20 protein-coding genes are annotated in these 22,033 nt (G+C 70.0%); 10 read left to right on the top strand and 10 right to left on the bottom strand.

What is annotated here, in order from left to right:
• The first annotated feature begins 78 nt into the window (after nucleotides 1-78).
• Nucleotides 79-819 carry a DUF2510 domain-containing protein gene (locus BJ959_RS12405; RefSeq protein WP_183322001.1) on the top strand — a complete coding sequence of 247 codons (741 nt, stop codon included), beginning with the start codon at nucleotides 79-81 and terminating at the stop codon, nucleotides 817-819.
• On the opposite strand, the gene BJ959_RS12400 is transcribed toward BJ959_RS12405, so the two are convergent.
• Both BJ959_RS12400 and BJ959_RS12395 read right to left on the bottom strand, forming a co-directional pair.
• Nucleotides 816-3,434 (bottom strand): DEAD/DEAH box helicase, encoded by a 2,619-nt coding sequence (locus BJ959_RS12400; protein WP_153982381.1) that lies wholly within the window; start codon nucleotides 3,432-3,434, stop codon nucleotides 816-818. The genes BJ959_RS12405 and BJ959_RS12400 overlap by 4 nt on opposite strands.
• Nucleotides 3,435-3,665: 231 nt before the next feature.
• On the bottom strand, nucleotides 3,666-4,484 hold the full coding sequence (locus BJ959_RS12395) for a BtpA/SgcQ family protein (RefSeq protein ID WP_153982350.1): 819 nt from the start codon (nucleotides 4,482-4,484) through the stop codon (nucleotides 3,666-3,668).
• 181 nt (nucleotides 4,485-4,665) lie between these two features.
• Here BJ959_RS12395 and BJ959_RS12390 point away from each other — a divergent pair, with 181 nt between their 5' ends.
• Genes BJ959_RS12390 through BJ959_RS12360 form a run of 7 tightly spaced genes read left to right on the top strand, consistent with a single transcriptional unit; the run spans nucleotide 4,666 to nucleotide 11,880 of the window.
• Nucleotides 4,666-5,466, top strand: coding sequence for a DeoR/GlpR family DNA-binding transcription regulator (locus BJ959_RS12390; protein ID WP_047565610.1), 801 nt, complete (start codon nucleotides 4,666-4,668; stop codon nucleotides 5,464-5,466).
• A complete protein-coding gene (locus BJ959_RS12385) occupies nucleotides 5,463-6,950 on the top strand; it encodes an FGGY-family carbohydrate kinase (protein ID WP_153982351.1) in 1,488 nt (495 codons plus the stop codon). The genes BJ959_RS12390 and BJ959_RS12385 overlap by 4 nt, the downstream gene beginning before the upstream one ends.
• A complete protein-coding gene (locus tag BJ959_RS12380) occupies nucleotides 6,947-7,717 on the top strand; it encodes an SDR family NAD(P)-dependent oxidoreductase (protein WP_153982352.1) in 771 nt (256 codons plus the stop codon). The genes BJ959_RS12385 and BJ959_RS12380 overlap by 4 nt, the downstream gene beginning before the upstream one ends.
• Nucleotides 7,718-7,775: 58 nt before the next feature.
• Entirely contained in the window at nucleotides 7,776-9,080 is a 1,305-nt protein-coding gene (locus BJ959_RS12375; RefSeq protein ID WP_153982353.1) for an ABC transporter substrate-binding protein, read from the top strand.
• Nucleotides 9,081-9,128: 48 nt separating this feature from the next.
• On the top strand, nucleotides 9,129-9,980 hold the full coding sequence (locus BJ959_RS12370; RefSeq protein WP_153982354.1) for a carbohydrate ABC transporter permease: 852 nt from the start codon (nucleotides 9,129-9,131) through the stop codon (nucleotides 9,978-9,980).
• Entirely contained in the window at nucleotides 9,977-10,795 is an 819-nt protein-coding gene (locus tag BJ959_RS12365) for a carbohydrate ABC transporter permease (protein WP_153982355.1), read from the top strand. Before BJ959_RS12370 ends, BJ959_RS12365 begins: the two co-directional genes overlap by 4 nt.
• A 23-nt stretch (nucleotides 10,796-10,818) precedes the next feature.
• Nucleotides 10,819-11,880, top strand: coding sequence for an ABC transporter ATP-binding protein (locus tag BJ959_RS12360; RefSeq protein ID WP_153982356.1), 1,062 nt, complete (start codon nucleotides 10,819-10,821; stop codon nucleotides 11,878-11,880).
• A gap of 19 nt (nucleotides 11,881-11,899) precedes the next feature.
• Here BJ959_RS12360 and BJ959_RS12355 read toward each other — a convergent pair whose 3' ends face one another.
• Nucleotides 11,900-12,742: a CPBP family intramembrane glutamic endopeptidase gene (locus BJ959_RS12355; RefSeq protein WP_153982357.1), complete on the bottom strand. Its 843-nt coding sequence runs from the start codon at nucleotides 12,740-12,742 to the stop codon at nucleotides 11,900-11,902.
• An 82-nt stretch (nucleotides 12,743-12,824) separates the two neighbouring features.
• A complete protein-coding gene (locus tag BJ959_RS12350) occupies nucleotides 12,825-13,502 on the bottom strand; it encodes an alpha/beta hydrolase family protein (RefSeq protein WP_153982358.1) in 678 nt (225 codons plus the stop codon).
• 162 nt (nucleotides 13,503-13,664) lie between these two features.
• On the opposite strand from BJ959_RS12350, the gene BJ959_RS12345 reads away from it, so the two are divergent.
• Nucleotides 13,665-14,957 carry a DUF2510 domain-containing protein gene (locus tag BJ959_RS12345; protein WP_153982359.1) on the top strand — a complete coding sequence of 431 codons (1,293 nt, stop codon included), beginning with the start codon at nucleotides 13,665-13,667 and terminating at the stop codon, nucleotides 14,955-14,957.
• A gap of 14 nt (nucleotides 14,958-14,971) precedes the next feature.
• On the opposite strand, the gene BJ959_RS12340 is transcribed toward BJ959_RS12345, so the two are convergent.
• Complete coding sequence (locus BJ959_RS12340) at nucleotides 14,972-18,730, bottom strand: TM0106 family RecB-like putative nuclease (protein ID WP_153982360.1); 3,759 nt, start codon at nucleotides 18,728-18,730, stop codon at nucleotides 14,972-14,974.
• A gap of 374 nt (nucleotides 18,731-19,104) precedes the next feature.
• On the opposite strand from BJ959_RS12340, the gene BJ959_RS12335 reads away from it, so the two are divergent.
• Nucleotides 19,105-19,311, top strand: a complete 207-nt coding sequence (locus BJ959_RS12335) for a dodecin family protein (protein WP_153982361.1) — start codon at nucleotides 19,105-19,107, stop codon at nucleotides 19,309-19,311.
• Between the two features lie 69 nt (nucleotides 19,312-19,380).
• On the opposite strand, the gene BJ959_RS12330 is transcribed toward BJ959_RS12335, so the two are convergent.
• The 5 genes from BJ959_RS12330 to BJ959_RS12310 form a co-directional block, all read right to left on the bottom strand.
• The gene (locus BJ959_RS12330) at nucleotides 19,381-19,845 is read right to left on the bottom strand and encodes a hypothetical protein (protein ID WP_153982362.1); all 465 of its coding nucleotides are present in this window, start codon (nucleotides 19,843-19,845) and stop codon (nucleotides 19,381-19,383) included.
• Between the two features lie 43 nt (nucleotides 19,846-19,888).
• Nucleotides 19,889-20,281, bottom strand: coding sequence for a PIN domain-containing protein (locus BJ959_RS12325; RefSeq protein ID WP_153982363.1), 393 nt, complete (start codon nucleotides 20,279-20,281; stop codon nucleotides 19,889-19,891).
• Nucleotides 20,278-20,526, bottom strand: coding sequence for a type II toxin-antitoxin system Phd/YefM family antitoxin (locus BJ959_RS12320; protein ID WP_153982364.1), 249 nt, complete (start codon nucleotides 20,524-20,526; stop codon nucleotides 20,278-20,280). The genes BJ959_RS12325 and BJ959_RS12320 overlap by 4 nt, the downstream gene beginning before the upstream one ends.
• Before the next feature lie 48 nt (nucleotides 20,527-20,574).
• Entirely contained in the window at nucleotides 20,575-21,090 is a 516-nt protein-coding gene (locus tag BJ959_RS12315) for a hypothetical protein (protein ID WP_153982365.1), read from the bottom strand.
• Between the two features lie 95 nt (nucleotides 21,091-21,185).
• Entirely contained in the window at nucleotides 21,186-22,019 is an 834-nt protein-coding gene (locus tag BJ959_RS12310; protein WP_221234923.1) for a collagen-like domain-containing protein, read from the bottom strand.
• Nucleotides 22,020-22,033 lie beyond the last annotated feature (14 nt).

The following is a 22,033-nucleotide window of genomic DNA, read 5'->3' as shown; positions in this document are numbered from 1 at the left end:
TCCTGGCTAGCATGGGCGAACCGGGAGAGCGCTCCACCCCACCCGAACCGCGCTCTCACGCACACCCGAGGACACCCGATGACCGACGCGCACACCCCTGCCGCAGGGTGGTACGACGACCCGGAGATGGCGCTGCGCCTGCGCTGGTGGGACGGCGTGCGCTGGACGACCCACACTCGCCCGAAGCCGGTCGTCGAGCAGCCGACCGACGCCTCCGGTGCCCTCGCCGTGCCGAGCGCCGCGGAGCCGTACAGCTACTCGGCCCCCTACTCGTGGTCTCCGGGCTCCGTCGGTGTGACGCCGGCCTCGCCGCTCGCGCCCGCGAGCGTGGATGCCCCCGTGCAGCCGCTCGGCACCTACGGCGCGCGCTCCCGCACGCCCGACGAGATCTGGAACACGCGCAGCACGACCATGGCGTACACGCCCGAGCGCACCACGACGCCCGCCGCCTGGGCCCTCGCGTTCACGCCGCTCGTCACGGTGCTCGCGCAGGCGGCGGCGGTGTTCCTCAGCGGCGTCGACTCGACGCCCTGGATCTGGCTCGTCGGTGCGGCGATCATCCCCGTGCTGTGGATCATCATCTGGGTGCGGCGCGACCGGCTCACCCTGAACGAGTGGGGGCACCTCCGGCGCGCCCACTGGGGGTGGGCCTTCCTGACCGAGGTCGGCTACCTGACCGCGCGCACCGTCGTCGTGCGGCGGCAGGCAGAGGGCAAGGGCTGGTGGCCGCTCGTGGTGTGCCTGCTGCTCATCGCCGTGCTCATCAACGTCGGAATCTTCACGCCGGTCGTCGGCATCGTGCTCGGCTCGCTCGTCTAGAGGCGGTTCAGTCCGAGGACCCGCACCACGGCGGATCCCTCGGCGATGCTCGCCTCGAGGTCGACGATCGCGTCGATACCCCAGTCGTGGTCGCCGGCCGGGTCGTCGATCACCTGCCGCACGCGCCAGGTGCGCGCCGCATCCGTCGCACCGTCGGCGTCGGGATCGCGGGTCGGATTCTCATCGATCTGAACCAGGGATGCGCTGCGCGCGTCGCCCCCCGTGCGCACCTCCTCGTGCTCGGCGTAGTAGGCGTCGAGCGCCTCGGGCCAGCCCGCATCGGGGTCGAGCGCTACGAGGTCGTCGTCGCGCTGCAGCGCCGCGAGCTGCACGCGACGGAAGAGCTCATTGCGCACGAGCACGAGGAATGCCCGGCGGTTGGTGGTGACGTCCGGCGGCCGGGGCGGCAGTACCGGCGCGCTGTCGGGCCCGGCGGCCGCCGCGCCGGAGGCGAGCTGCTCCCACTCGTCCTGCAGGCTCGAGTCGACCTGCCGCACGAGCTCGCGCAGCCACTCGATGATGTCGCGCAGCTCGTCGGTCTTCGCCTCGTCGGGCACCGTCTGCCGGATCGCGCGGTCGGCGTCGCTGAGGTAGCGCAGCAGCAGGCCCTCGCTGCGGGCGAGGCCGTAGAAGCTGACGTACTCGGTGAAGCTCATCGCGCGCTCGTAGAGGTCGCGCACGACGCTCTTCGGCCGCAGCTCGATGTCGCGCACCCAGGGCTGGCTGGCGGCGAAGGTCTCGAACATGGCGTGCAGAAGCTCGGCGAGCGGCTGCGGGTGCTCGACCTCCTCGAGCGCATCCATGCGCGCCTCGTACTCGACACCGTCGGCCTTCATGGCCGCGACCGCCTCGCCGCGGGCCTTGAACTGCTGCTGGGCGAGCACTGGGCGCGGGTTGTCGAGAGTCGATTCGATGACGCTGATCACGTCGAGCGGGTAATCGGCGTCGGTGTGGTCGAGCACGCCGATGACGGCGAGGGCGAACGGGCTCAGCGGCTGGTTGAGCGCGAAGTTCGGCTGCAGGTCGACCGTGAGCCGCACCCGCGCCGGTCTCCACAATTCAGGAGCCGCTGCCTCGGCAGGGGCATCCGGATGCCCGCTCTGGGCGTGTCGCGGCTCGCCGGTGTCGCCAACTCCTGAATTGTGGAGGCCCGCTCCGGGCTCAGCGCGGTCGATCTCGACGACGCCCGCGCGCACGAGGGTCTTCGCGATGCCGAGCGCACGGCGCACGAGCTCGCGCCGCCGGTGCGGCGGCTCATGGTTCTCGGTGAGCAGGGCGCGCGCGTTGGCGACCACATCTCCCCCGCGCGCGATCAGGTTGATGAGCATCGCCGCCGACACCTGCATGCGGCTCTCGAGCGGTTCGGGTGCCCCGCCGATGAGCCGCTCGAAGCTGCCTTCACCCCAGGTCACGAAGCCGGCGGGTGCCGACTTGCGCACGATCTTCTTGCGCTTCTTCGGGTCATCGCCGGCCTTCGTCGTCGCGAGGTGGTTTTCCACCTCGTGGTCGGGGGCCTGCACCACGACGAGGCCCGCGGTGTCGTAGCCGGCCCGACCCGCTCGCCCGGCGATCTGGTGGAATTCGCGCGCCGTGAGCTGGCGCATCCGTTCGCCGTCGAATTTGCTGAGCGCCGTGAGCAGCACGGTGCGGATCGGCACGTTGATGCCCACCCCGAGGGTGTCGGTGCCGCAGATGACCCGCAGCAGCCCGCGCTGGGCGAGCACCTCGACCAGGCGCCGGTACTTGGGCAGCATGCCCGCGTGGTGCACGCCGATGCCGGCGCGCACGAGGCGGCTGAGGGTCGAGCCGAAGCCGCGCGCGAAGCGGAAGTCGCCGATCGCCTCGGCGATCTCGTCGCGCTGCTCGCGCGTGATGATGCGGATGCTCGTCAGGGCCTGCGCGCGCTCCATCGCGGCCGCCTGGCTGAAGTGCACGATGTAGATCGGCGCTTGGCGCTCGTCGAGCAGCCGCTCGACGGTCTCGTGCACGGGGGTGCGCACGTACTCGAAGGTCAGCGGGATCGGCCGCTCGGTGTGCGTCACCTCGCTGACGGGGTGCCCGGTGCGGCGTTCGAGGTCGGCGGCGATCGGCGTGATGTCGCCGAGCGTCGCGCTCATGAGCAGGAAGCGCGCGTTCGTCAGCGTCAGCAGCGGCACCTGCCACGCCCACCCGCGCTCGGGGTCGGCGTAGTAGTGGAACTCGTCCATGACGACGATGCCCGCCGCCAGCTCGGGGCCTTCGCGCAGCGCCTGATTGGCGAGAATCTCGGCCGTGCAGCAGATGATCGGCGCATCCCCGTTGACGCTCGAGTCGCCCGTCACCATGCCGACGTTCTCCGCGCCGAAGATGTCGACGAGCTGGAAGAACTTCTCGCTCACGAGCGCCTTGATCGGCGCCGTGTAGTACGTGCGCTGCCCCTGCGCGAGGGCGATCGCGTGGGCGGCGACGGCGACGAGGCTCTTGCCGCTTCCCGTGGGGGTCGCGAGCACGACGTGGGCGCCGGCGACGAGCTCGAAGATCGCCTCCTCCTGCGCCGGGTACAGGTTCAGCCCCTGCCCGACGGCCCAGTTCTCGATCGCGTCGAACGCCGCGCCGGCCTCGTAGGGGCGCGGCATCGACTCGAGAAGGCTCACCCCCCGAGTCTGCCCCACCGGACTGTCTCCACCATTCAGAAGCAGCAACCCCGCGCGGCATCTCCACACTTCACGAGATCATGAGCCGACGACAATCTCCACAATTCAGGAGCACTGGCTCAGAAACGGCGGTTCGGGATGCTCGCGCGGTGTGTCGACCGGGCGCGAGCATCCCGAACTCCTGAATTGTGGAGATGCGGAGCGGGGCTCTGGTTAGGAGAGGGTCGCGCGGAACTCGCGGGCGGCCGTCATCAGCGTGACGACCCGATCCGGGTCGACCGCATTCTCGAAGCGGCCGTCGCGCTTGAAGAAGGTGCCGACCACCGCGCCATCGGCGATGGAGAGCTGGTCGCCGATGTTCTCGGCGCGCACACCCGTGTTCACGAACACGGGCACGGCGCCGGCGGCCTTCTTCACGATGGCGAGTGCCTGGCTATCGGTCGGAGCACCCGCGGTCGCACCCGAGACGCAGAGCGCGTCAGGGAGGGTTGCGAAGACGGTGGTCTTGGCGATCGACTCCAGGTCGCGGTCGGCGAGGTAGGTCGCCGATTCAGGAACGATGTTGAACAGCAGCTTCACCCCGGCGGCGCCGACGCGCGCACGATGACGGGCAACCTCGCCGACGTTCGTGTTCCAGAGGCCGAAGTCGCTGGCGTAGACGCCGGTGAAAATCTCCCTCACCCAGCGAGCACCGGTCGCCATGGCCAGGTCGATGGACGCGCGGCCGTCCCACAGCACGTTCACGCCGAACGGCACGGTGATCTCCGAGCGGAGCTCACCGATGATCCGGGCCATGGTGATGGCGGTGATCGGCTCGGTCTGCGTGAGGTACGGCAGGCTGAACTCGTTCGAGAACATGACGCCGTCAACCCCGCCAGCCTGCAGATCATGCAGTTCCTGGCGGGCGCGAGCGATCACCGCGTCAAGGCCGCCCTCCGCGTCGTAGCCGGGGTCACCCGGAAGAGCCGACAGGTGGAGCATCGCGATGACGGGCTTCTCCACCGCGAAGATGTCGTCCAACCAGGTGGTCATAGAGGCTCCTTCTTTCTGCTGCCCGACGGGGTGGTCGGTCGGGGGTATCGAGGGCGCGTGCGCACCATGGCGACGCGAGTGTTGTGAAATGTTCGCACACTTCCCGACCTACTGGGAACTTTTTACACAAATGTAATCAAAGGGGTGTTATCTACTCACACTTTGCCTCTACTGTGGTCGCATGTCAGTTCAAGGGCGACGAGCACTGATCGAGCAGCGTGTGCTCGACAACGGCGAGATCGACTTCGCCACGCTCGCCGCCGAACTGGGCGTCTCTGAGATGACGATTCGCCGTGACGTCGAGGCGCTCGAGCTCAAAGGCGTGTTGCGGCGCGTGATGGGCGGCGCGATCTCCGTCGGCTCTGCCGCCGCCGAACCCTCCTTCGACGCCCGGGCCGCCCTCGCAGCCACCGAGAAGGCGCACATCGCGTCGGCCGTCGTCGACCTGCTTCAGCCGAGCGAGACCGTGATCATCGACAGCGGGTCATCAGCCCTCGCCGTCGCCCGTGAGATCCGCGCCCGGCACCTGCCGCTCACCGTGGTGACGCCCAGCCTGCTCGTGGCCACCGAGCTCAGCAGCGAGTCCGACACAGACGTGTACGTGACCGGCGGTCAGCTGCGGCCCGGCGAACTCAGCCTGATCGGCCCCGGCGCCCAGGAAAGTCTCGAGCGTTTCAACGCGAGCACCTTCGTGATGGGCGTGGCGGGCGTGGACGGCACCGCGGGCGTCACCGATTACCACTATGCGGAAGCGCACGTGAAGCGCGCGGCGGCGCGCTCCGCGCAACGCATCATCGTCGTCGCCGACTCGTCGAAGCTCGGCAAGGTGCAACTCGTGTCGATTGCGGACCTGTCCGAGCTCGACACCCTGGTGACCGACGGCGAGCCGAACCACCCCACCCTTCGCAGTGCGCGCGCCGCTGGCGTGTCTGTGGTGTGCGTGCAGCCCCCGACCGCGACTGAGAAAGAACAACACGCATGACCGCGACCGTCAGCCTCGGCATCGACATCGGAACGACCGGAACGAAAGTGGTCGCCTTCGATGCAGCGGATGGTCGCCTTCTGGCGGTCAGCCGCAGTGTGCGGGCCCACACAGATGGGCCCGGTATCGCCGAGGCCGAGACCGCAGAGTGGATCGAGAACACCATCTCAGCGGTTGCTGACCTCATCGCTCACCACGGTGTCGACCCGAATCGAATCGCGGCGATCTCGACCACAGGCATGGTGCCTGCGGTGGTCGCCCTGGATGAGGCGCACCTGCCCCTCCGACGCGCGATCCTGCAGAGCGACGCCCGAGCGGTCGAGGAGATTGGTGCCGTTGCCCGAAAGCTCGGCTCCTTCGACCCGGTGACGACCACGGGCAGTGCCGTCAGCCAGCAATCGGTCGCGCCGACCCTCCTCTGGCTGCAGGCCAACGAGTCTGAGCTCTGGTCGCGAACCCGTCTGATCGTCGGCAGCTACGACTGGGTTCTCATGCGCCTGGGCGCCCGCCCGCACGTCGAGCGCAACTGGGCTCTCGAGTCGGGGCTGTTCACGGTCGGCGGCGAGCGTTTCGGTGAGGCCTTCGCAGTGGCGCAGATCGACGGCGGCATGATCCCCGAGGTCGTTGAACCGGGCACGATCGTCGGCGCGCTGTCGGGCGAGATGGCGGAGCGGATGGGTCTTCCTTCCGGAATCCCTCTCGTGGTCGGCGGGGCCGATCACGTGCTCTCCGCATACTCTGCTGGTGTCCGGGCCCCCGGTGACTGGCTGGTGAAGCTCGGGGGTGCGGGCGATGTGCTCGTCGCCAGCGAGTCCCCGCTCGTGGATGAACGTCTGTACCTCGACGCCCACCCCGTCCCTGGTCTCTGGCTCCCGAACGGGTGCATGGCGACATCGGGGAGCCTCATCCGTTGGTTCCAGGCACTGACCGGCGGGGCCGAACTGCTGAGGCTCGACGACGAAGCCGCCGCCGAACCGGCGGTAGGCGTGTACTGCCTGCCGTACTTCCTCGGCGAGAAGAGCCCCCTGCATGACCCCGACCTTCGGGGCGCCTTCGTGGGTCTCCACCTCGGCACCTCCCGCGGGGCGATGTACCGCGCGGTGCTGGAGTCGATCGCTTTCGGCTTCCGGCACCACGCAGAAGTCTTCGGTGAGCTCGGCCTCCCGCTGACCCGCGCGATGGTGACCAATGGCGGCTCGAAGTCGAAGCTCTGGAAGCAGATCCATGCCGACGTGCTGGGCACCGACTTGCACCCGATCGTCGACCACCCCGGCGCCTCTTTCGGTGCGGCCGTGATCGCGGCTATCGGCGTGGGTCTGATGGATGCGTGGACCGACGTCGACCGTTACATCTCGCTCGGCCCCACCGTGCACCCCGACTCTGACGCGGCCGCGACCTACGACGCGGCTTACCGAGAGTGGCGTGAACTGGGTGCGGCCCTCGAACCGTTCTCCCACTCCCTCTCCCGAAAGGCACATGCATGAGCACCGTCGTCATCACTGGAAGCGGGTCCGGCATCGGGCGCGCGATCGCCGTCATGTTGGCAGACCGCGACTGGACCGTTGTCGCCACCGACGTCAACGAGGTCGCAGCGGCCGAGACCCGCGAACTGCTCTCCACCGCGGCCGGTCAGACCCACGTGAGCCGCCAGCTCGACGTCACGAACGGTGACGCCGCCCAAGCAGTTGCCGACGAGATCGCCGACAGCCTCGGCCTCGACGCCTGGGTAAGCAACGCGGGCATCTCATTCATGGAGCGGTTCGTCGACATCCCACGCGAGAAGCTCGACCTCACGCTCGACGTCAACCTCAAGGGAGTCTTCCTCTGCGGCCAGGCGGCCGCGCGCGCAATGATCCGCAACGGCACCTCCGGACGGATTGTGAACACCGCGTCGATGGCGGGCAAGCAGGGCCGTGTGCCCTTCCTGGCCGACTACGTGGCCTCCAAGTTCGGCGTCGTCGGGCTGACGCAGGCGATGGCCTTCGAACTCGCCAGCCACAACATCACTGTGAACGCGGTCTGCCCCGGCTTCGTCGCCACGGCGATGCAGGAACGGGAGCTGGCGTGGGAGGCGGCACTCAGCGGGTCCACCCCCGAGGCCGTGCGCGGCTCGTGGGTCGCCGCCACGCCGCTCGGGCGGCTGCAGACCCCGGAGGATGTCGCCCGCGGCGTCTCGTTCCTGCTCTCCGATGACGCCGCGTTCATCACCGGCGAGTCGCTGTCGGTCAACGGCGGCGCCTACATGGACTGACCGCTCACCAACGAGCGGTCCGACCCTGCACCACCCAACACAGAAAGGAAGTGACCCCATGAGTACTCGACGTCGAGGACTTCTGGCCTCCATGGGCCTCGCGACAGCGCTCGCTCTCACCATCTCGGGATGCGCGGGATCCGGCGGAACGGACGCTCCGGCCTCGTCGGGCCTGGGCGACATCCCCACCGACACGGAGGGCACCGTCCGGATCCTGATGGAGAGTGTTCCCGACACCGACATCGTCATTGATCTGGTCGCCTCGTTCAACGAGACGTACCCCGGTATCGAGGTCGAGATCGAGACGCTCGCGTTCGACCAGATGCGCGACAAGCTGATCGCGTCGTTCCAGTCGAGCGAGCCCGCCTACGACCTGATCGTCGTTGACAACCCCTGGATGGATGACTTCGTCGACGCGGGCTTCCTCGAGCCGCTCGACGCTCGCATCGACTCGACGACCGACTACCAGGCGGAGGACTTCTTCCAGCCGCTGGTCGACATCACCGAGGTCGACGGCGTGCGCTATGGCGTGCCGTTCTACAACTACGCACTCGGCTACCTCTACCGCACCGACCTCTACGAGGAGGCGGGGCTGGAATTGCCGAGCACCCTCGACGAGCTCGTCGCGAACGTACAGCAGCTCACCACGAGCGATCGCACGGGTATCGCGATGCAGCCGCAGCGCGGATACAAGATCTTCGAGGAGTGGGCAAACTGGCTCTTCGCGGCAGGTGGCTCGATCTACGACGAGGAAGGCAACCCCACCCTCGACACGCCGGAGGCCGCCGCTGCCCTCGATGCGTACATCGAGGCCTTCACGACCGCGGCTCCGGCGAACAGCTCGAACTGGGCGTTCGACGAGGCTTTCCGCTCGGTGTCCAGCGGCCAGTCGGCGTCGATGATCAGCTACAACTGGAACCTCCCGGGCCTCAATAACCCCGAGGGCGCTTCCGGAGACCTGGCTGGCTCGTTCGCTCTGGCCCCGATGCCCGGCGGCAAGCAGGTTCTCGGTTCCTGGAGCTGGGCGATTCCGGCCAACTCCGCCGCGTCCGACGCTGCCTGGGCATTCGTGGCGTGGATCACCTCGCCGGCCGTCGACGTCGAGCGCGTCGTCGCTGGCGGTGCCGCGATCCGTGAGAGCACGCTGAGCAACCCGACGGTTCTCGAGTCGGGCTACGGCGAGGACTACTACGCGGCGATCATCGCCATCCTCTCCGACGCGGCCCCGCTCTCGCAGGGTCTTGGTGGCGAGGAGATGATCCAGGCCGTCGGCACTGAGCTGAGCGAGGCCGTCGCTGGCACGAAGACGGTCGAGCAGGCCCTGGCCGACGCCCAGGCTGCCGTCGAGCGCATCCAGCGCTAGGCGACGGCGAACCACATTGAGAAAGGGAACCCGGCAGTGACACCAACGATGACTTTCCGCTGGGCGATGCTCGCTCCGGTCTTGACCATCACCGGCGTCGCTGTCGGGTTCCCCCTCGGGTACGCGCTGTACCTGAGTCTCACCGACTACCGACTGACAAGTCGCGGAGCCCCCGACTTCGTCGGGCTGGATAACTACTTCTTCGTGCTCACCGACCCGCGGATGTGGAACGCGTTCTCGAACACCGCCATCTACGTGATCGTCGCCGTTGCCCTTCAGACCGTGCTCGGCCTCGCCATCGCCCTCGCCTTGCAGAAGCAGAAGTGGGCGCGTGATCTCACCCGCGCGATGCTGCTGGCACCAATGTTCATCACGCCGATCGCCGTCGGGCTCACTTTCCGGTTCCTGCTAAACGACCAGCTCGGAGCCATACCAGCGGCCCTGCGCACGATCGGTATCTCCTACGACTTCTTCGGCCCGAGCAACGCGCTGGTCACCCTGGCCTTCATCGATGTCTGGCAGTGGACACCATTCATGGTGCTGCTGCTCCTGGCCGGGCTCGAGTCGATCCCCCGGCAGCCGCTCGAGGCCGCCCGGGTGGACGGGGCGAGCGCTTGGTACACCTTCCGCCGTGTCGTGCTGCCGCTGCTCACTCCGGTGCTGACCGTTGCCATTCTGCTGCGGTCGCTCGACGCACTCAAGGTGTTCGAGTACGTCTACGCGACGACCCGAGGCGGGCCGGGCACCGCGACCGAGACCATCCAGTACTTCACCTACCAGACCGGTATCCAGTTCTTCCGTCTCGGTGAGGCCTCGGCGGTCGCATTCGTGCTCCTGGCGATCGTCATGACCCTCATCGTCATCCTGTTCCGTCGACTGCAGAGGAGCGCCGCGCGATGACTCGAACTGTGAATCCGTGGAGCGTCGCCCGGGCTCTGCTGCTCTGGGTCGCCGCCCTGACGGTCACTCTCCCCCTGCTGTGGGTGGCCCTGGCCAGCGTCAAGTCGCCAGCGCAGCTCAATGACCCCGGCCTCGTGCTGTTCGTCCCTAACCTCGACAACTGGGCCCGCGTCTTCGAGGCGGGAATCCTTGAGGCGGCAGGCCGTAGCGCCATGGTCGCCGCGGTCACCGTGGCCATCAGCGTCGTGGCGGGTTCTATGGGCGCCTACGCCATCTCCGCCTACAAGGCGGGGGGTGCCGCCACGCGGTTCGGCATCCTGGCCGCGCAGGTGCTGCCACCCGCGGTGCTGGTCTTCCCCTTCCTGACCATGGCCTATGCACTGCGGCTCGACAGCACCTACATTCCGGTGATCTTCGCCCATCTCAGCTTCGTGCTCCCCGTCATCACCTGGTTCCTCATCGGATTCTTCGACGCGGTACCTCGATCGCTCGAAGAGCAGGCGCGGGTCGACGGCTTCTCACGGTTCGCCGCATTCCGGCTGGTCGTTCTGCCGCAGGTGCTGCCTGGAATCGGCGCGGCCGCGATCTTCGGCTTCACCCTCTCGTGGAACGACATGTTCTACGGGCTGATCCTCGCCCCGACCCAGGAGACGATCCTGCCGGTGGCGATCGCCGCGTTCAACACCTTCCGCGGGGTCGAGCTGGGCGCGATGAGCGCGGCGATCATCATCGCGGTGGTACCGGTGGTCATCGCGAGCTTCTTCATTCAGCGTCGCCTGGTGCAGGGCATCAGCGGCGGCGCCGTCAAGTTCTAGTTTCCACGAGAGGTTTCGTCGTCATGGCAGAGGTTCGTTTCAACAAGGTTCGCAAGGAATACGGCTCCACGGTGATCGTCGACGACGTCGACATCGTCTTCCCCGATGGCTCACTGACCGTGCTCGTTGGCCCGTCGGGCTGCGGCAAGTCGACGTCATTGCGGATGCTGGCCGGCTTGGAGGAGATCAGCGGCGGCGAGATTCTGATCGGCGGCCGGGTCGTCAACGGGCTCGAGCCGAAAGATCGCGACGTTGCGATGGTCTTCCAGAACTATGCCCTGTACCCGCATCTCAGTGTTCTCGAGAACATCGCGTTCCCGCTACGGGCCACCAAGAGCCGCCGGGCGGATGCCCTCCGCCGAGCACAGGAGGTGGCCGACTCGCTCGGTCTCGGGGCCCTGACCTCCCGCAAACCCAAGGATCTATCGGGCGGGCAGCAGCAGCGCGTGGCAATCGGGCGGGCGATCATCCGTCAGCCGGCCGTGTTCCTCTTCGACGAACCGCTGAGCAACCTCGACGCGAAGCTGCGGGTCGAGACCCGCTTCGAGCTCATGCAGATTCAGCGCCGCCTCGGCATCACTGCCGTGTACGTCACGCACGACCAAGAGGAGGCGATGACGATGTCCGACCGGATGGTCGTCATGCGCGACGGGCGTGTGGCGCAGACCGGCCGCCCGGACGAGATTTACGCGCGACCCAACAGTGTCTTCGTGGCCACCTTCGTCGGTAGCCCGAAGATGAACATCGTGCGGGGCGCCATCAGCGACGGCGCGTTCATCTCCCCCACGGGTAGCCGCCTCGCCGTCGCGCAGGCGCCCGCACGCGACGCCGTTGTGCTCGGTGTGCGCCCCGACGATCTGCTGCTCACGGCAAACAGCGGCGGAACGGCCCGGGTCGCGCTGATCGAGTTGCTCGGCCCGAGAGCGATCGTGCACCTCGATGCCGGAGAGGACCGTCTGACCAGCGTGGTGGAGGCGGACCGCCTGAGCGAGCTCACGGTCGGCACGAGCGTTGCCCTCGCGGTGCGCCCGGGTGCCCTCCACCTGTTCGATCCGCAGACCGAGCACCGACTGCCAGAGGTCTAGCCGCTCCGCGGCGCACGCCCTAGGACCCCGGGCTCTCGATGAGGAAGAACCCGAACACGCCGGGGTTGTGGGCGTGCACGATGGCGAGGAAGACGACGAGGTCGAACAGCAGGTGCACGATGATGACGTAGGTGAGCGACTTGGTGCGGTGGAAGATCCAGCCTTGGAGCAGCGCGAACGGGATCGTCATGAGCGGCGCCCAGGCCTGGTAGCCGAGCTCCCAGAGGAAGCTGACGAACACGATCGCCTGCAGGATGTTCGCCGTCAGCACCGGGAAGTGCCGCAGCAGCAGCACGTAGACCGTGCAGATGAAGAACAGCTCGTCCCAGATGCCGACCGCGTTGACGCCGATGAACAGGCGCAGCACCTCGCTGGGCTCGGAGACCGCCGGCCAGTTCTGGTACGAGCCCGACTGGATGAAGTAGAACGGCAGGATCAGCCAGCCGAGGAAGGGCACGGCGAACAGGTACGACTTCTCCCACGGCTGCCACTTCTGGCCGCCGCGCCACGGGAACCGGATCACCTTCCGCCGGAAGACGAACCGGTCGAGCACGAACGGCACCGCGACGGCGAGGCTCAGCACGAACCCGAGCAGGAAGAAATTGGGCCACGAGATGTCGGCCTTCACGCTCACCGTGCTCACCACGATGAGGCCCGCGGCGATGATGCCGAGGTCGCGCATGAGCTCGCGATCGACGAAGTAGGCGACGATCAGGCCGACCAGCAGCCACGGGTAGCCGACCAGGCGCTCCTCGAAGCCGAACAGGGGTATTGCGCTGGTGACGACGATCGCGGCGGGCAGCAGCTTCAGGCTGATCGCGGGGGGAGCATCCGTCGGGGCAAGGGAGGCGGCGGCGGGCATGCGCGCATTTTGTCAGGTCTCGGCCATGAATCCGCTTCGCGCCAGGCGGCAGCGGCGACGGATGCGGGCCGCGCCCGCGCGGTCAACCGAGCCAGGCGACCACGCGGTCGATGACCTCGCGCAGCCCGAGCACCCGGAAGTGCCCGATGTGCGGCATCGGCACGTTCTGCGCGCCGCCGAGCTCGGCGCTCGCGGCCGGCACGTACTGGTCGTAGCTGCTGCGCAGGGCGGTGATGCGGGCATTGACCTGGGGCGAGCTGGCGAGCTCCTGGATCACCGGGCGGGTCGGCTGGAACTCGCGGAACGGGCCGACGCCGAAGCGGGCGAGCGGGCTGCCGCCGTAGGGGGTGTTGATCGAGAGCATCCGCTCGAGCCGGCCCGCTCCTCCCGAGGCCGGGTCGTCGGCGACGAGGAGGCTCTTGCCGATGAGCCCGCCCTTGCTGTGGGCGACAATGCGCACACCGTGGAGGTCGTGCTCGTCGAGGTAGGCGGCCGCGCGCTCGGCCATCACCGGGATGGGGTGCCGGTTGAAGCCGAGCGCGGGCACGCTGTGCACGGGGATGCCCAGGCCGACGAGGCGGTCGCGGATGGGCTTCATGTAGTGCCAGGTCTCGAAGACGCCCGGCAGCAGCAGAACAGGAGGCGGAGCATCCGGACCCGCCTCGAGCGGCGCCGGCGGGCGCGACCCGTAGCGCCAGTAGCGCAGGCGCGAGCGGCCCACGTAGGTGTAGTCGGCAACGAGCCCGGCGATGCGGCGCATAGGGCGAGTATGGCCCACCGCGGGCGCGCGATGGTGCGGCCACGGGCGGGGTCAGCAGGGCGGTGCCGGGCTGCCGTTCCGGCGTGGATCTCACCGTCGCTCTGAGTCGCGCTCAGGACTACACTGGCACTCTCAGACGCGACGCCGGGAGGGGGCACGCAGATGACGACCGGGTCGACTGCCGCCGGCTGGTACACCGATGCCGCGGACCCGCGGCTGATCCGCTGGTGGGACGGCGCCGCGTGGACGGAGCACACGCAGCCGAATCCGGATGCCGCGCCCGCACCGATTCCGGCCGCTCCACCGCCGGCCGCCGCGGCTCCGGTCGTCGCGCCGCCGCCGTTCGCCGCATCGCCGACCGTCGCACCGCCGCCGTTCGCCGCGGCTCCCCTCGCCGCCGCTCCCCTCGCCGCCGCTCCCCTCGCGGCCGCTCCCCTCGCCGCGGAACCGGAGCCCGGCCCGCGCCGCCGGGGAACCTCCATGCCGATCTCCGAGCCGGTGCGCCTGGTGCCGCCGACCTCCGGCTCGGTACCGGTCACGATCCCCGGATTCGACGAGCCCCTGCCGCCGCCGCGCACCGGCCCCGAGCCGCTCGCGGTGCCGACGTGCACCGGCCCGTTCAGCGCCGCCCCGACGGGCGCCCCGCTGGGCGGCGTCGCACCCCTTGCCGTGCCCCCCGGAGCGGTCGTGCGGGCGCCGCAGCCCGCGTCGGCGAGCACGCCGTGGACGTCGACGGGAACGTTCGCGCAGCCGACGGGCAGCGTCGACCTGGCGAGCGTCGACTATGAGCCGATGACGCGCTCCTGGGGTTCTGGCCGCGGGTCGACGCCGCAGCGCACGGTGAGCGGGGTGACGACGGCGGGCGGCTGGATGCTCGCGCTCTCCCCCGTGCTGCAGCTGGGGCTGGTCGTGCTCGGGTGGGCGATCACCGAGGGCGGAGCATCCCCGTTGAGCGGCGTCATCGGCGCCGTTCTCGGCGTCGTCGCGCTGGTGTGGATCGTGCTGGCGACGATCCTCGACTACCGGCGCCTGGGCGCACTGGGGCACGAGTTCCGGCCCTCGGTGGCGTGGATTCTGCTGGGGCCGTTCTTCTACCTGATGGCGCGGGCGATCCACGTGTACCGCACGACGCGGCGCGGCACCGCGCCGACCTGGGTCTACCTGGCGCTCGCGGTCACGGTCGGCGCGGCGGCGAGCCTGGGCGCGCTGGCGCTGCCGCGCGAGGCCTCGGCGGCCGACCTGCGGCAGGTCGAGCAGCGGCTGGAGCAGGAGCTGCAGGCGCAGGGCATCGCCTACTCGGTGCTGTGCCCCTCGCAGGCCTCGGCGTCGCTGGGCAGCTCGTTCGTGTGCACGGCGTCGGACGATGTCGGGCCGGCCGCGCTGATCCGGGTGACGTGGACGGGTGTCGGCGACTTCAGCTACGCCTTCGAGTCGACGGTGGCCGTCACGGGCTGAGCCTGGCGGCGTGCTCAGTTCGCGATGCCGCCCTCCTCGGTGAGGCGGATGAACGCGCTGAGCTCGGCGACTCCCTGCGGCGTGTGCGGCAGCGCGTCGGTGAGGCCGGGCGAGTGCACGAGATAGGCGGCCCACTGCGCGCGGGAGATCGCGACATTGAGCCGGTTGCGGTTGAGCAGGAAGTCGAGGCCGCGCGGCACCTCGTGCGCGCTGGAGGCGGCGAGCGACACGATCGCGATCGCGGCCTCCTGCCCTTGGAACTTGTCGACCGTTCCGACGCGGGTGCCGTGCAGACCGGCCGCGTCGAGCGCGTGCCGGATGGTCTGCTGCTGCGCGTTGTAGGGGGTGACGACGATGACGTCGCGGTCGGCGAGCGGGCGGGCGTCGCGGTCGGCGCCGGGCTGCCAGGCGGTGCCGATGAGGCGACGGATGATCGCCACGACCTCGGCCGCCTCCTCCACCGACTCGGTCGCGTTGCCGGTGTGCGGCACGGGCACGGGGTGCAGCCCGGGCGCGACGCCGTCGAGCCGCCGCGCCGACGTGCTGGGGTGGGCGCGCAGCCGGCCCTCGTAGCTGAGCCGCGACACGGGCTCGGCGAGCGCGGGGTGCAGGCGGCGGGTCTCGGCGAGGAAGTAGCCGAGCTCGGCGGGCAGCACGTCGTGCCCCTCGCTGAGGTAGCCGAGCGCGGAGCCGTCGATCGGTTCGGGATGCGTGCCCTGGCTGACCTGCGGCAGCTGCTGCGGGTCGCCGAGCAGCAGCAGGTTCTGCGCGCTGACGCTCGCGGCGATGGTGGCGGCGAGAGAGAACTGGCCGGCTTCGTCGATGACGAGCAGGTCGAGGCTGCGACGGCCGACGCGCTGCGGATGCGCGAAGTCCCACGCCGTGCCGCCGATGACGTAGCCGCCGCGGCCGGCACCAGATCGGCCGGGCCCGGTGCGATCGGCCGCCCGTTCGGCGGCGAACGCGGCGAGCTGGTCGGCTTTGCCGAGCACGGTGTAGGGCGCGGTGGCGTAGTCGGCGGGGTCGGCCCCGGTCTTGGGGGCTTTGGCGACGAGGCGCGGGTCGAGCCCGGCCTTCTCGACGACGCTCGCGAGCACGTGCTCGACGGTGGTGTGGCTCTGGGCGACAACGCCGATCTTCCAGCCGTGGTCGCGGACGAGCGCAGCGATGACGTGCGCGCCGAGGTGCGTCTTGCCGGTTCCGGGCGGGCCCTGCACGGCGAGATACGAGCGGTCGAGGTCGAGCAGGCTCGCGGTGACGGCGCGGATTCTGTCGGGCTCGCCGTCAGCGTCGAGCGTGACGGGCGTGAGCGGGCCGCCGCTGCGCGTGCGCGGCGGCACGCGGCGCAGGAGGTCGCCGACGGGTTCGCGCGGCCACTCAGGGTGGGCGGTGACGAGGGCGGCTCCCCACTCTTCGATGGCGGGCTTCTGCTGGCCGGGGTCGGGCGGACTGCTCGGGGTGAGGGCGACCGGCAGCGCCGTGTACTCGTCGGCCTCGGAGTGCAGGGTCTCGCTCAGCACGACGTGGTCGTCGTGCACTGCCTCGAGGGTCACCGACCGCGCGGCGCGGGCCAGCGGGTCGCGACTGCCGGTGGGGATCGGCGCGGGCTGCTCGTAGACGGCGTAGGGGCCGCTGCGGCCCCCGACACTCGGCCGCGAGCCGGCGGCCCACTGGCCGTACAGCCGCACCGTGCGGCGCAGCGACCGCTGGCGGCCGGTCTTGCCCCACGGGGACTGGTCATGCTGAACATCCCGGTCGACGACGAAGACGTCGCGCACGTCGGCCCACTGGTCGAGAGGGGCGGCGAGGCGGTCGAAGTGCTCCCACCAGAAGGTCTTGTGCTCGCGGCGGTGGTAGTCGATGGCGGCGGCGGCGTAGGCGTAGGCGCGCTGCTCGGGGGTGCGCTCGGTGTCGGCGACGGGCAGCCCGTCTGGGCCGGCGGCGAGCGCGAGCAGTGCGGCGCGCAGGGGTGAGTCGTCGATCTCGGGGCCGCGCGGGTCGGCCTCCGCATCCGCGCCGCCGCTGTCGTCACCGTCGCTGCCGTCGCTGCCGTTCCCGAGGTGCGCGGGCGCCGGATGCTCGGCCGCGAGCCCTCGAAGCCACGCGGCGAGGCGGGCCGTGCTCTCGCAGTCGACCCGGTTGTAGTCGCCGATGTCGTCGATGATCTGCTGCCAGCCAGCGGTGTCGCCCTGCTCGCGCAGCTCGCGGGCGCGCACGTACTCGGCGACGGAGTCGTCGCCGCGCGCGACGGCGGCACCGTCGCGGGCCTCGCGCCAGTAGAGCGGCTCGAGGTACTTGATCGAATAGCTGGGGCTGCCGATGCGCAGGGCTTTCGTGACCACCGGGTACAGGTCGACGAGCAGGCCCGAGCGCAGCCAGTCGTCGACGATGTCCTCCCCCACCCCGTGCCGGGCGGTGAGCGAGCGCAGGTGGGTGCGCTCGTAGGCGGCGTAGTGGTAGACGTGCATGCCGGGGTGCTCGCGGCGGCGGGCGTCGATGTCGGCGAGGAAGGCGAGCAGCGCCGTGCGCTCCTCGGCGAAGGAGTGTGCCCAGCACGGCGTGAAGGCGCCGACGCCACCCTCGGGCGCCGTGTCGACCATGCCGAACAGGTAGTCGAGCCCCCAGCGCGTCGGATCGTCTTCGGTGTAGAGCGGGTCTCCTTCGAAGTCGAAGTACACGTCGCCGGGGCTCGGCGCGGGCAGCGCGTGCAGGGCTGCGGCGTCGCGCACGTGCACGGGCGGTGGGGTGCCGGCGGGGGCTCCGGCGGCCTGGGCCTGCAGGTCGCCCTGCAGCCGCAGGGTGTCGAGTGTTGAGCGCGGGATGCCCGACAGGCGCGTCACCTCGGCCGCACCGGTGTCGTCGAGGGTGGCGAGCTGCCCGAGGGTGGTGATGCCGGCGACGCCGAGCTTCTGCCACTGCGCGCCGGTGAGCCCGGCGACCTGGCTGACGTCGTCGTGCGCGGCGATCTCGCTCGTGCACCACGCGCAGCTGCGGCAGTGGGTGACGCCCTCGCTGCGCCAGGCGAGGGGCGCGTCGGCGGCCATGCGCTCGCGCAGCAGGCGGTGCAGCCGGGCGCGTCGGGCGCGCAGCACGGGCGCGATGTCGTCGAGGCGGTGGATGCTCTGCTCGCGGGTTCCGAGGATGAGCGCGACCTCGGGGTCGACGGCGATGCCGAGCCGCTCGAGCTGCTCGGCGTAGGCGGCGAGCTGCAGCAGCGCGGTGACTTTCGCGCGGCGTGCGAGCTTGCTGTCGAGCACGCGGTAGGCGCCGGAGGGCATCCGCTCGAGGAAGTCGGCGTAGCCGACGAAGGCGATCGCGACGTCGGCGCCGGGCGCGCCAGCTGCCGCATCAGAGCCGGTGGATGCGGGGCTGTGGTCGCGGTCGACGAAGGTGCCCTGCACGATGACGGGCACTCCGGCCTGCAGGGCCGCGACCGTCTGCTGCTGCGCCTGCTCGACCTCGGCGAGGTCGCCGTGGATGCGCGGGATCTCGAGCAGAGCATCCGTGCCCGCGAACGGCGTGCCCGCCGGGCCCGTGATGCCGGCCGCGGCCAGCCGCGCGCGGTAGTCGGCGATGATGGCGGCCTCGTGGGCGTCGCCGAGGGCGGCGGTGCGCGCGAGCATCGCGTCGGGCTCGTCGTCGACGGCGGGCACCCGCCCGAGCTTGGCGTCGAGGTCGCGCGCGACGGCGAACTCGCACGCGGCCGCGCGCGTGAGGTCGCTCGCCGAGGTGACGAGCAGGCGCTCGCCGCTCTCGGTGGTCGTCAGGTACATGGCCCTCCCTCACGGCGGCGCGAACTCGCTGCCTCGCAACTGAGGCTTCCTTCAGCGTAGGGCGCACCACCGACACTCGCGGAGGCGCTCTCGACGGTGCTCCGCGAGGGACGCCGAGAGACACTCGTGAATCCACGGAACTCCGGTGCGGGAACGATCCGTGGATTCACGAGTAGCCACGAGCCCTCCCCGTTCCGTGGATTCGCGAGTCACGATCAGGCGAGAGCATTCCGTGGATTCGCGAGTCGTGTTGCGGTGAACCCGCGCCGCGTGGCCCGGAGGCCGTCCGGTTGCGCACCCCGCCTCTCGACACCAGCCGCCGGAGGGAGTTGACTGGCCGCCACGATCGACCGCGCACCCCGAAGGAGACCACCATGTCGAGCGTCGCCCGCATCACCACGATCACCGCCCGTTCGGAGAAGAGCTTCGAGGATGCCGTGCACGTCGGCATCAACCGCGCCAACAGCACGTTGCGTGGCGTGAGCGGGGCGTGGATCAAGGAACAGAAGATCGCGATCGAGAACGGCCAGGTCACGGCCTACCAGGTGACGATGGAAGTCACCTTCGTTCTCGACGACTAGCAGCCGCGGATGCGAGCTCGGGTGGCGGCCGCCGCTCGAGCTCTCGCGGTCGCGCGCTGACGCGGGCGGCTAATCCCAGTCGTCGGGGGTGCGCAGGGCCGTGCCGTCGAGGCCGAGCAGGCCGCGCTCGAGCCACGAGCGGATGAGCGCGTGCGCCTCGGCCGCCGTGAAGAGATCAGAGCGGCGCGCGTCGACGAGGTAGCCGAGGGCGGAGGTGATCGTGGAGTGGCTCTGGTCGCCCTCCGTGCGATAGACCCGCATCGGCGCGTCGGGCAGGCCGAGCTCGACCGCCATCTGCTCGGGATGCCCGATCACCTGGGCCCACCGCTCGCACCCGTCAGACCGGTCGATGATGAGGAAGTAGTAGGTGCGCTCGAGGCCGAGAAGGTGCAGGAGGTCGTGCAGCGCCTCCCACGACGGCAGCGGCCGAGTCGGGGTGCCACTCATGCGGTAGCGGTACGGGAAAGGCTCGGCAACCGGGCGGACGTCGAGCGCGAGACGAGACTCGATCGTGGGGGCTTCTCGGCGGCTCATGGCTCCAGCATGACCGGGAGCTCCGACACCAGAGCCCACGACGTCAGCCCCATCGCGTCGACAGCCCGGCGACCCCCGAGAACGCCGGATCAGCAGTCACGAGCTCAAGGCCGTCGCTCATCGCCTGTGCCGCCAACATGCGGTCGAAGGGATCGCGATGCGCCCAGTCGAGCGAGCCCGCCGCAATAGCATGCTGCGCACTGATCGGCAGCGGATCGGCCCCGAGTCGCTCGACCTGCTGGTCGAAGTGGTGTATGAGCGCCGAGGCCTCGGGTAATCGCCCGAGCCGGTGCTTGGTCGCGATCTCGAAGGCGCTCGCCGCCGAGACGAGCAGGGGCGTACGACGGTCTGCGAGGGCAGAGCGCACCGGCTCGGGCAACCGACGCGGAGCACCGAGCGCCCAGAGCAGCACATGTGTGTCGAGCAGCAGCGTCACGGGGCATCGCCCGCTAGGCCATCCCAGGCCATGAGTTCGCCCTCCGGCAGCGGATCGAAGAACGACGACGGCGTGTCGAGCCCCGGGAGGAAGCCAAGCTCGCGCTCGGGCACCGCAGACACCGCCGTCAGCCGCGCGACGGGCGCCCCGCCGCGCGCGATGACGATCTCCTCACCGCGCTCGACCCGCGCAAGCAGCTCCGAGAGCCGCGTCTTCGCTTCGTGCACGTTCACCTGCTCTCCCATGTGAACTAACCATAGTGGACTAACCACGACATGTCACCGGCGAACTGGTCACAGCTCGAGCGGCAGCGCCGGGCTGGGGGCGGGATGCTCGCGCACGCCGCGCGTGTGGCTGATGAGCACCGAACGCAGGGTGAGGTCGGCCTCGTGGGCGGCGGTGCTGAGGGCGAGCATCCACTCACGATCGACGCGGGTCGGGTCGGGGCCGCCCGTGCGTTCGAGGCCGACGATGAGTGTGCGGGCTCCGGCCTCGTGCAGGCCATGCAGCAGCGGCACGAGAATCGCGCCGGCGTCGGGCGGGCAGCGCAGCGGCAGGTCGTCGCACGGCATCGCCAGGCCGGTGAAGCCGTCGTCGGTGGGCGGCAGAAACAGCCAGAGCTGCCAGCGCAGCGCCGGGCCGAGCGCGTAGGCCAGCTGCGCCTCGGGCGACTCCAGCTCGGCCTCGGTCAGCGGATGCTCGGGCGTGATCACGCGCGTGCGGCCGGCGCGGTGGCCTACGCGGTGGCCAGAGCGGTGGCCGACGTCGGCGAGCGGGGCAGGTCGGTAGCTGCGGAAGGTTCCTGTCATGCGGGCGAGATTGCCCGCACGTGGCGCCGCCAGCCCAAGAGCGCTGGGTTTGCGAGCGAAGCGATGCTGCCAGCGCCGGTGTGCAGGAGGTGTGGTTACCCCAGACGCTCGACCATCAGCCAGCCCCGGCTCACCTGGACTCCACCGACAGAGCCGAGCGCGATGAACTCCAGCCGCACGCTCGTCGAGTACTCGAGCTGAATCGTGAGGTCAGTCGAGGCGTACTGGAAGACATTGGCCGCAGAAGGCGTGAACTGCGACAGAGAGATGTTGTCGAGGGGTTCCGCCGGAATACCCGAGGCACCCTGGTAGAAGGTCGTCAGTCGGAGCGCCACAGGAGAGGCATTGTCCACTGACAGGTACCGCACGAGCGAGGAGAATCGGTAAACCCCGGGGTCGAGATTGAGTGTGCCGCTGCCGAACTGGTTGACCGTCAGACCGCTGTCGAGAGCACCCGACGTCTGCGCGATCGGGAGAGCAATGCCGGTGTTGGGCGGCACGAACTGACTGGAGACGGTGAAGTAGCCGTAGTCGACGACCCCGGCCGGGCCCTGCGGTCCGGTCTCCCCCTGCGGTCCGACCTCACCCTGCAGCCCCGCCGCGCCGGTCTGACCGGGCACGCCTGCCGTGCCTGCCGGCCCCGTCGCGCCCGGTGCCCCGGTCGCGCCGCGCGCGCCCGCCGGCCCGCTCGGCCCCGCAGCGCCATCGCGCCCCGCCGCACCCGGTGCTCCGTCGACGCCGTCTACTCCGTCCGAACCGTCCAGGCCCGAAGCTCCGTCAGCGCCATCAGCGCCCGGTTCGCCCGCGGGCCCCTGGGCTCCGGCCGGGCCGCTCGCCGCGCCCAGCAGGCTCGCCCCGAGCATCCCACCCCCGGCACCGACGAGGGCAGTGATGAGGCAGGCGATGAGAAGGGTGCGCAGGGAGACCACGAATGCTCGCTTTC

This window comes from Microcella frigidaquae (assembly GCF_014200395.1).
Lineage (GTDB): Bacteria > Actinomycetota > Actinomycetes > Actinomycetales > Microbacteriaceae > Microcella > Microcella frigidaquae.
Note: the sequence above shows the minus strand (reverse complement) of the source record. Positions and strands in the feature narration are given on the sequence as shown.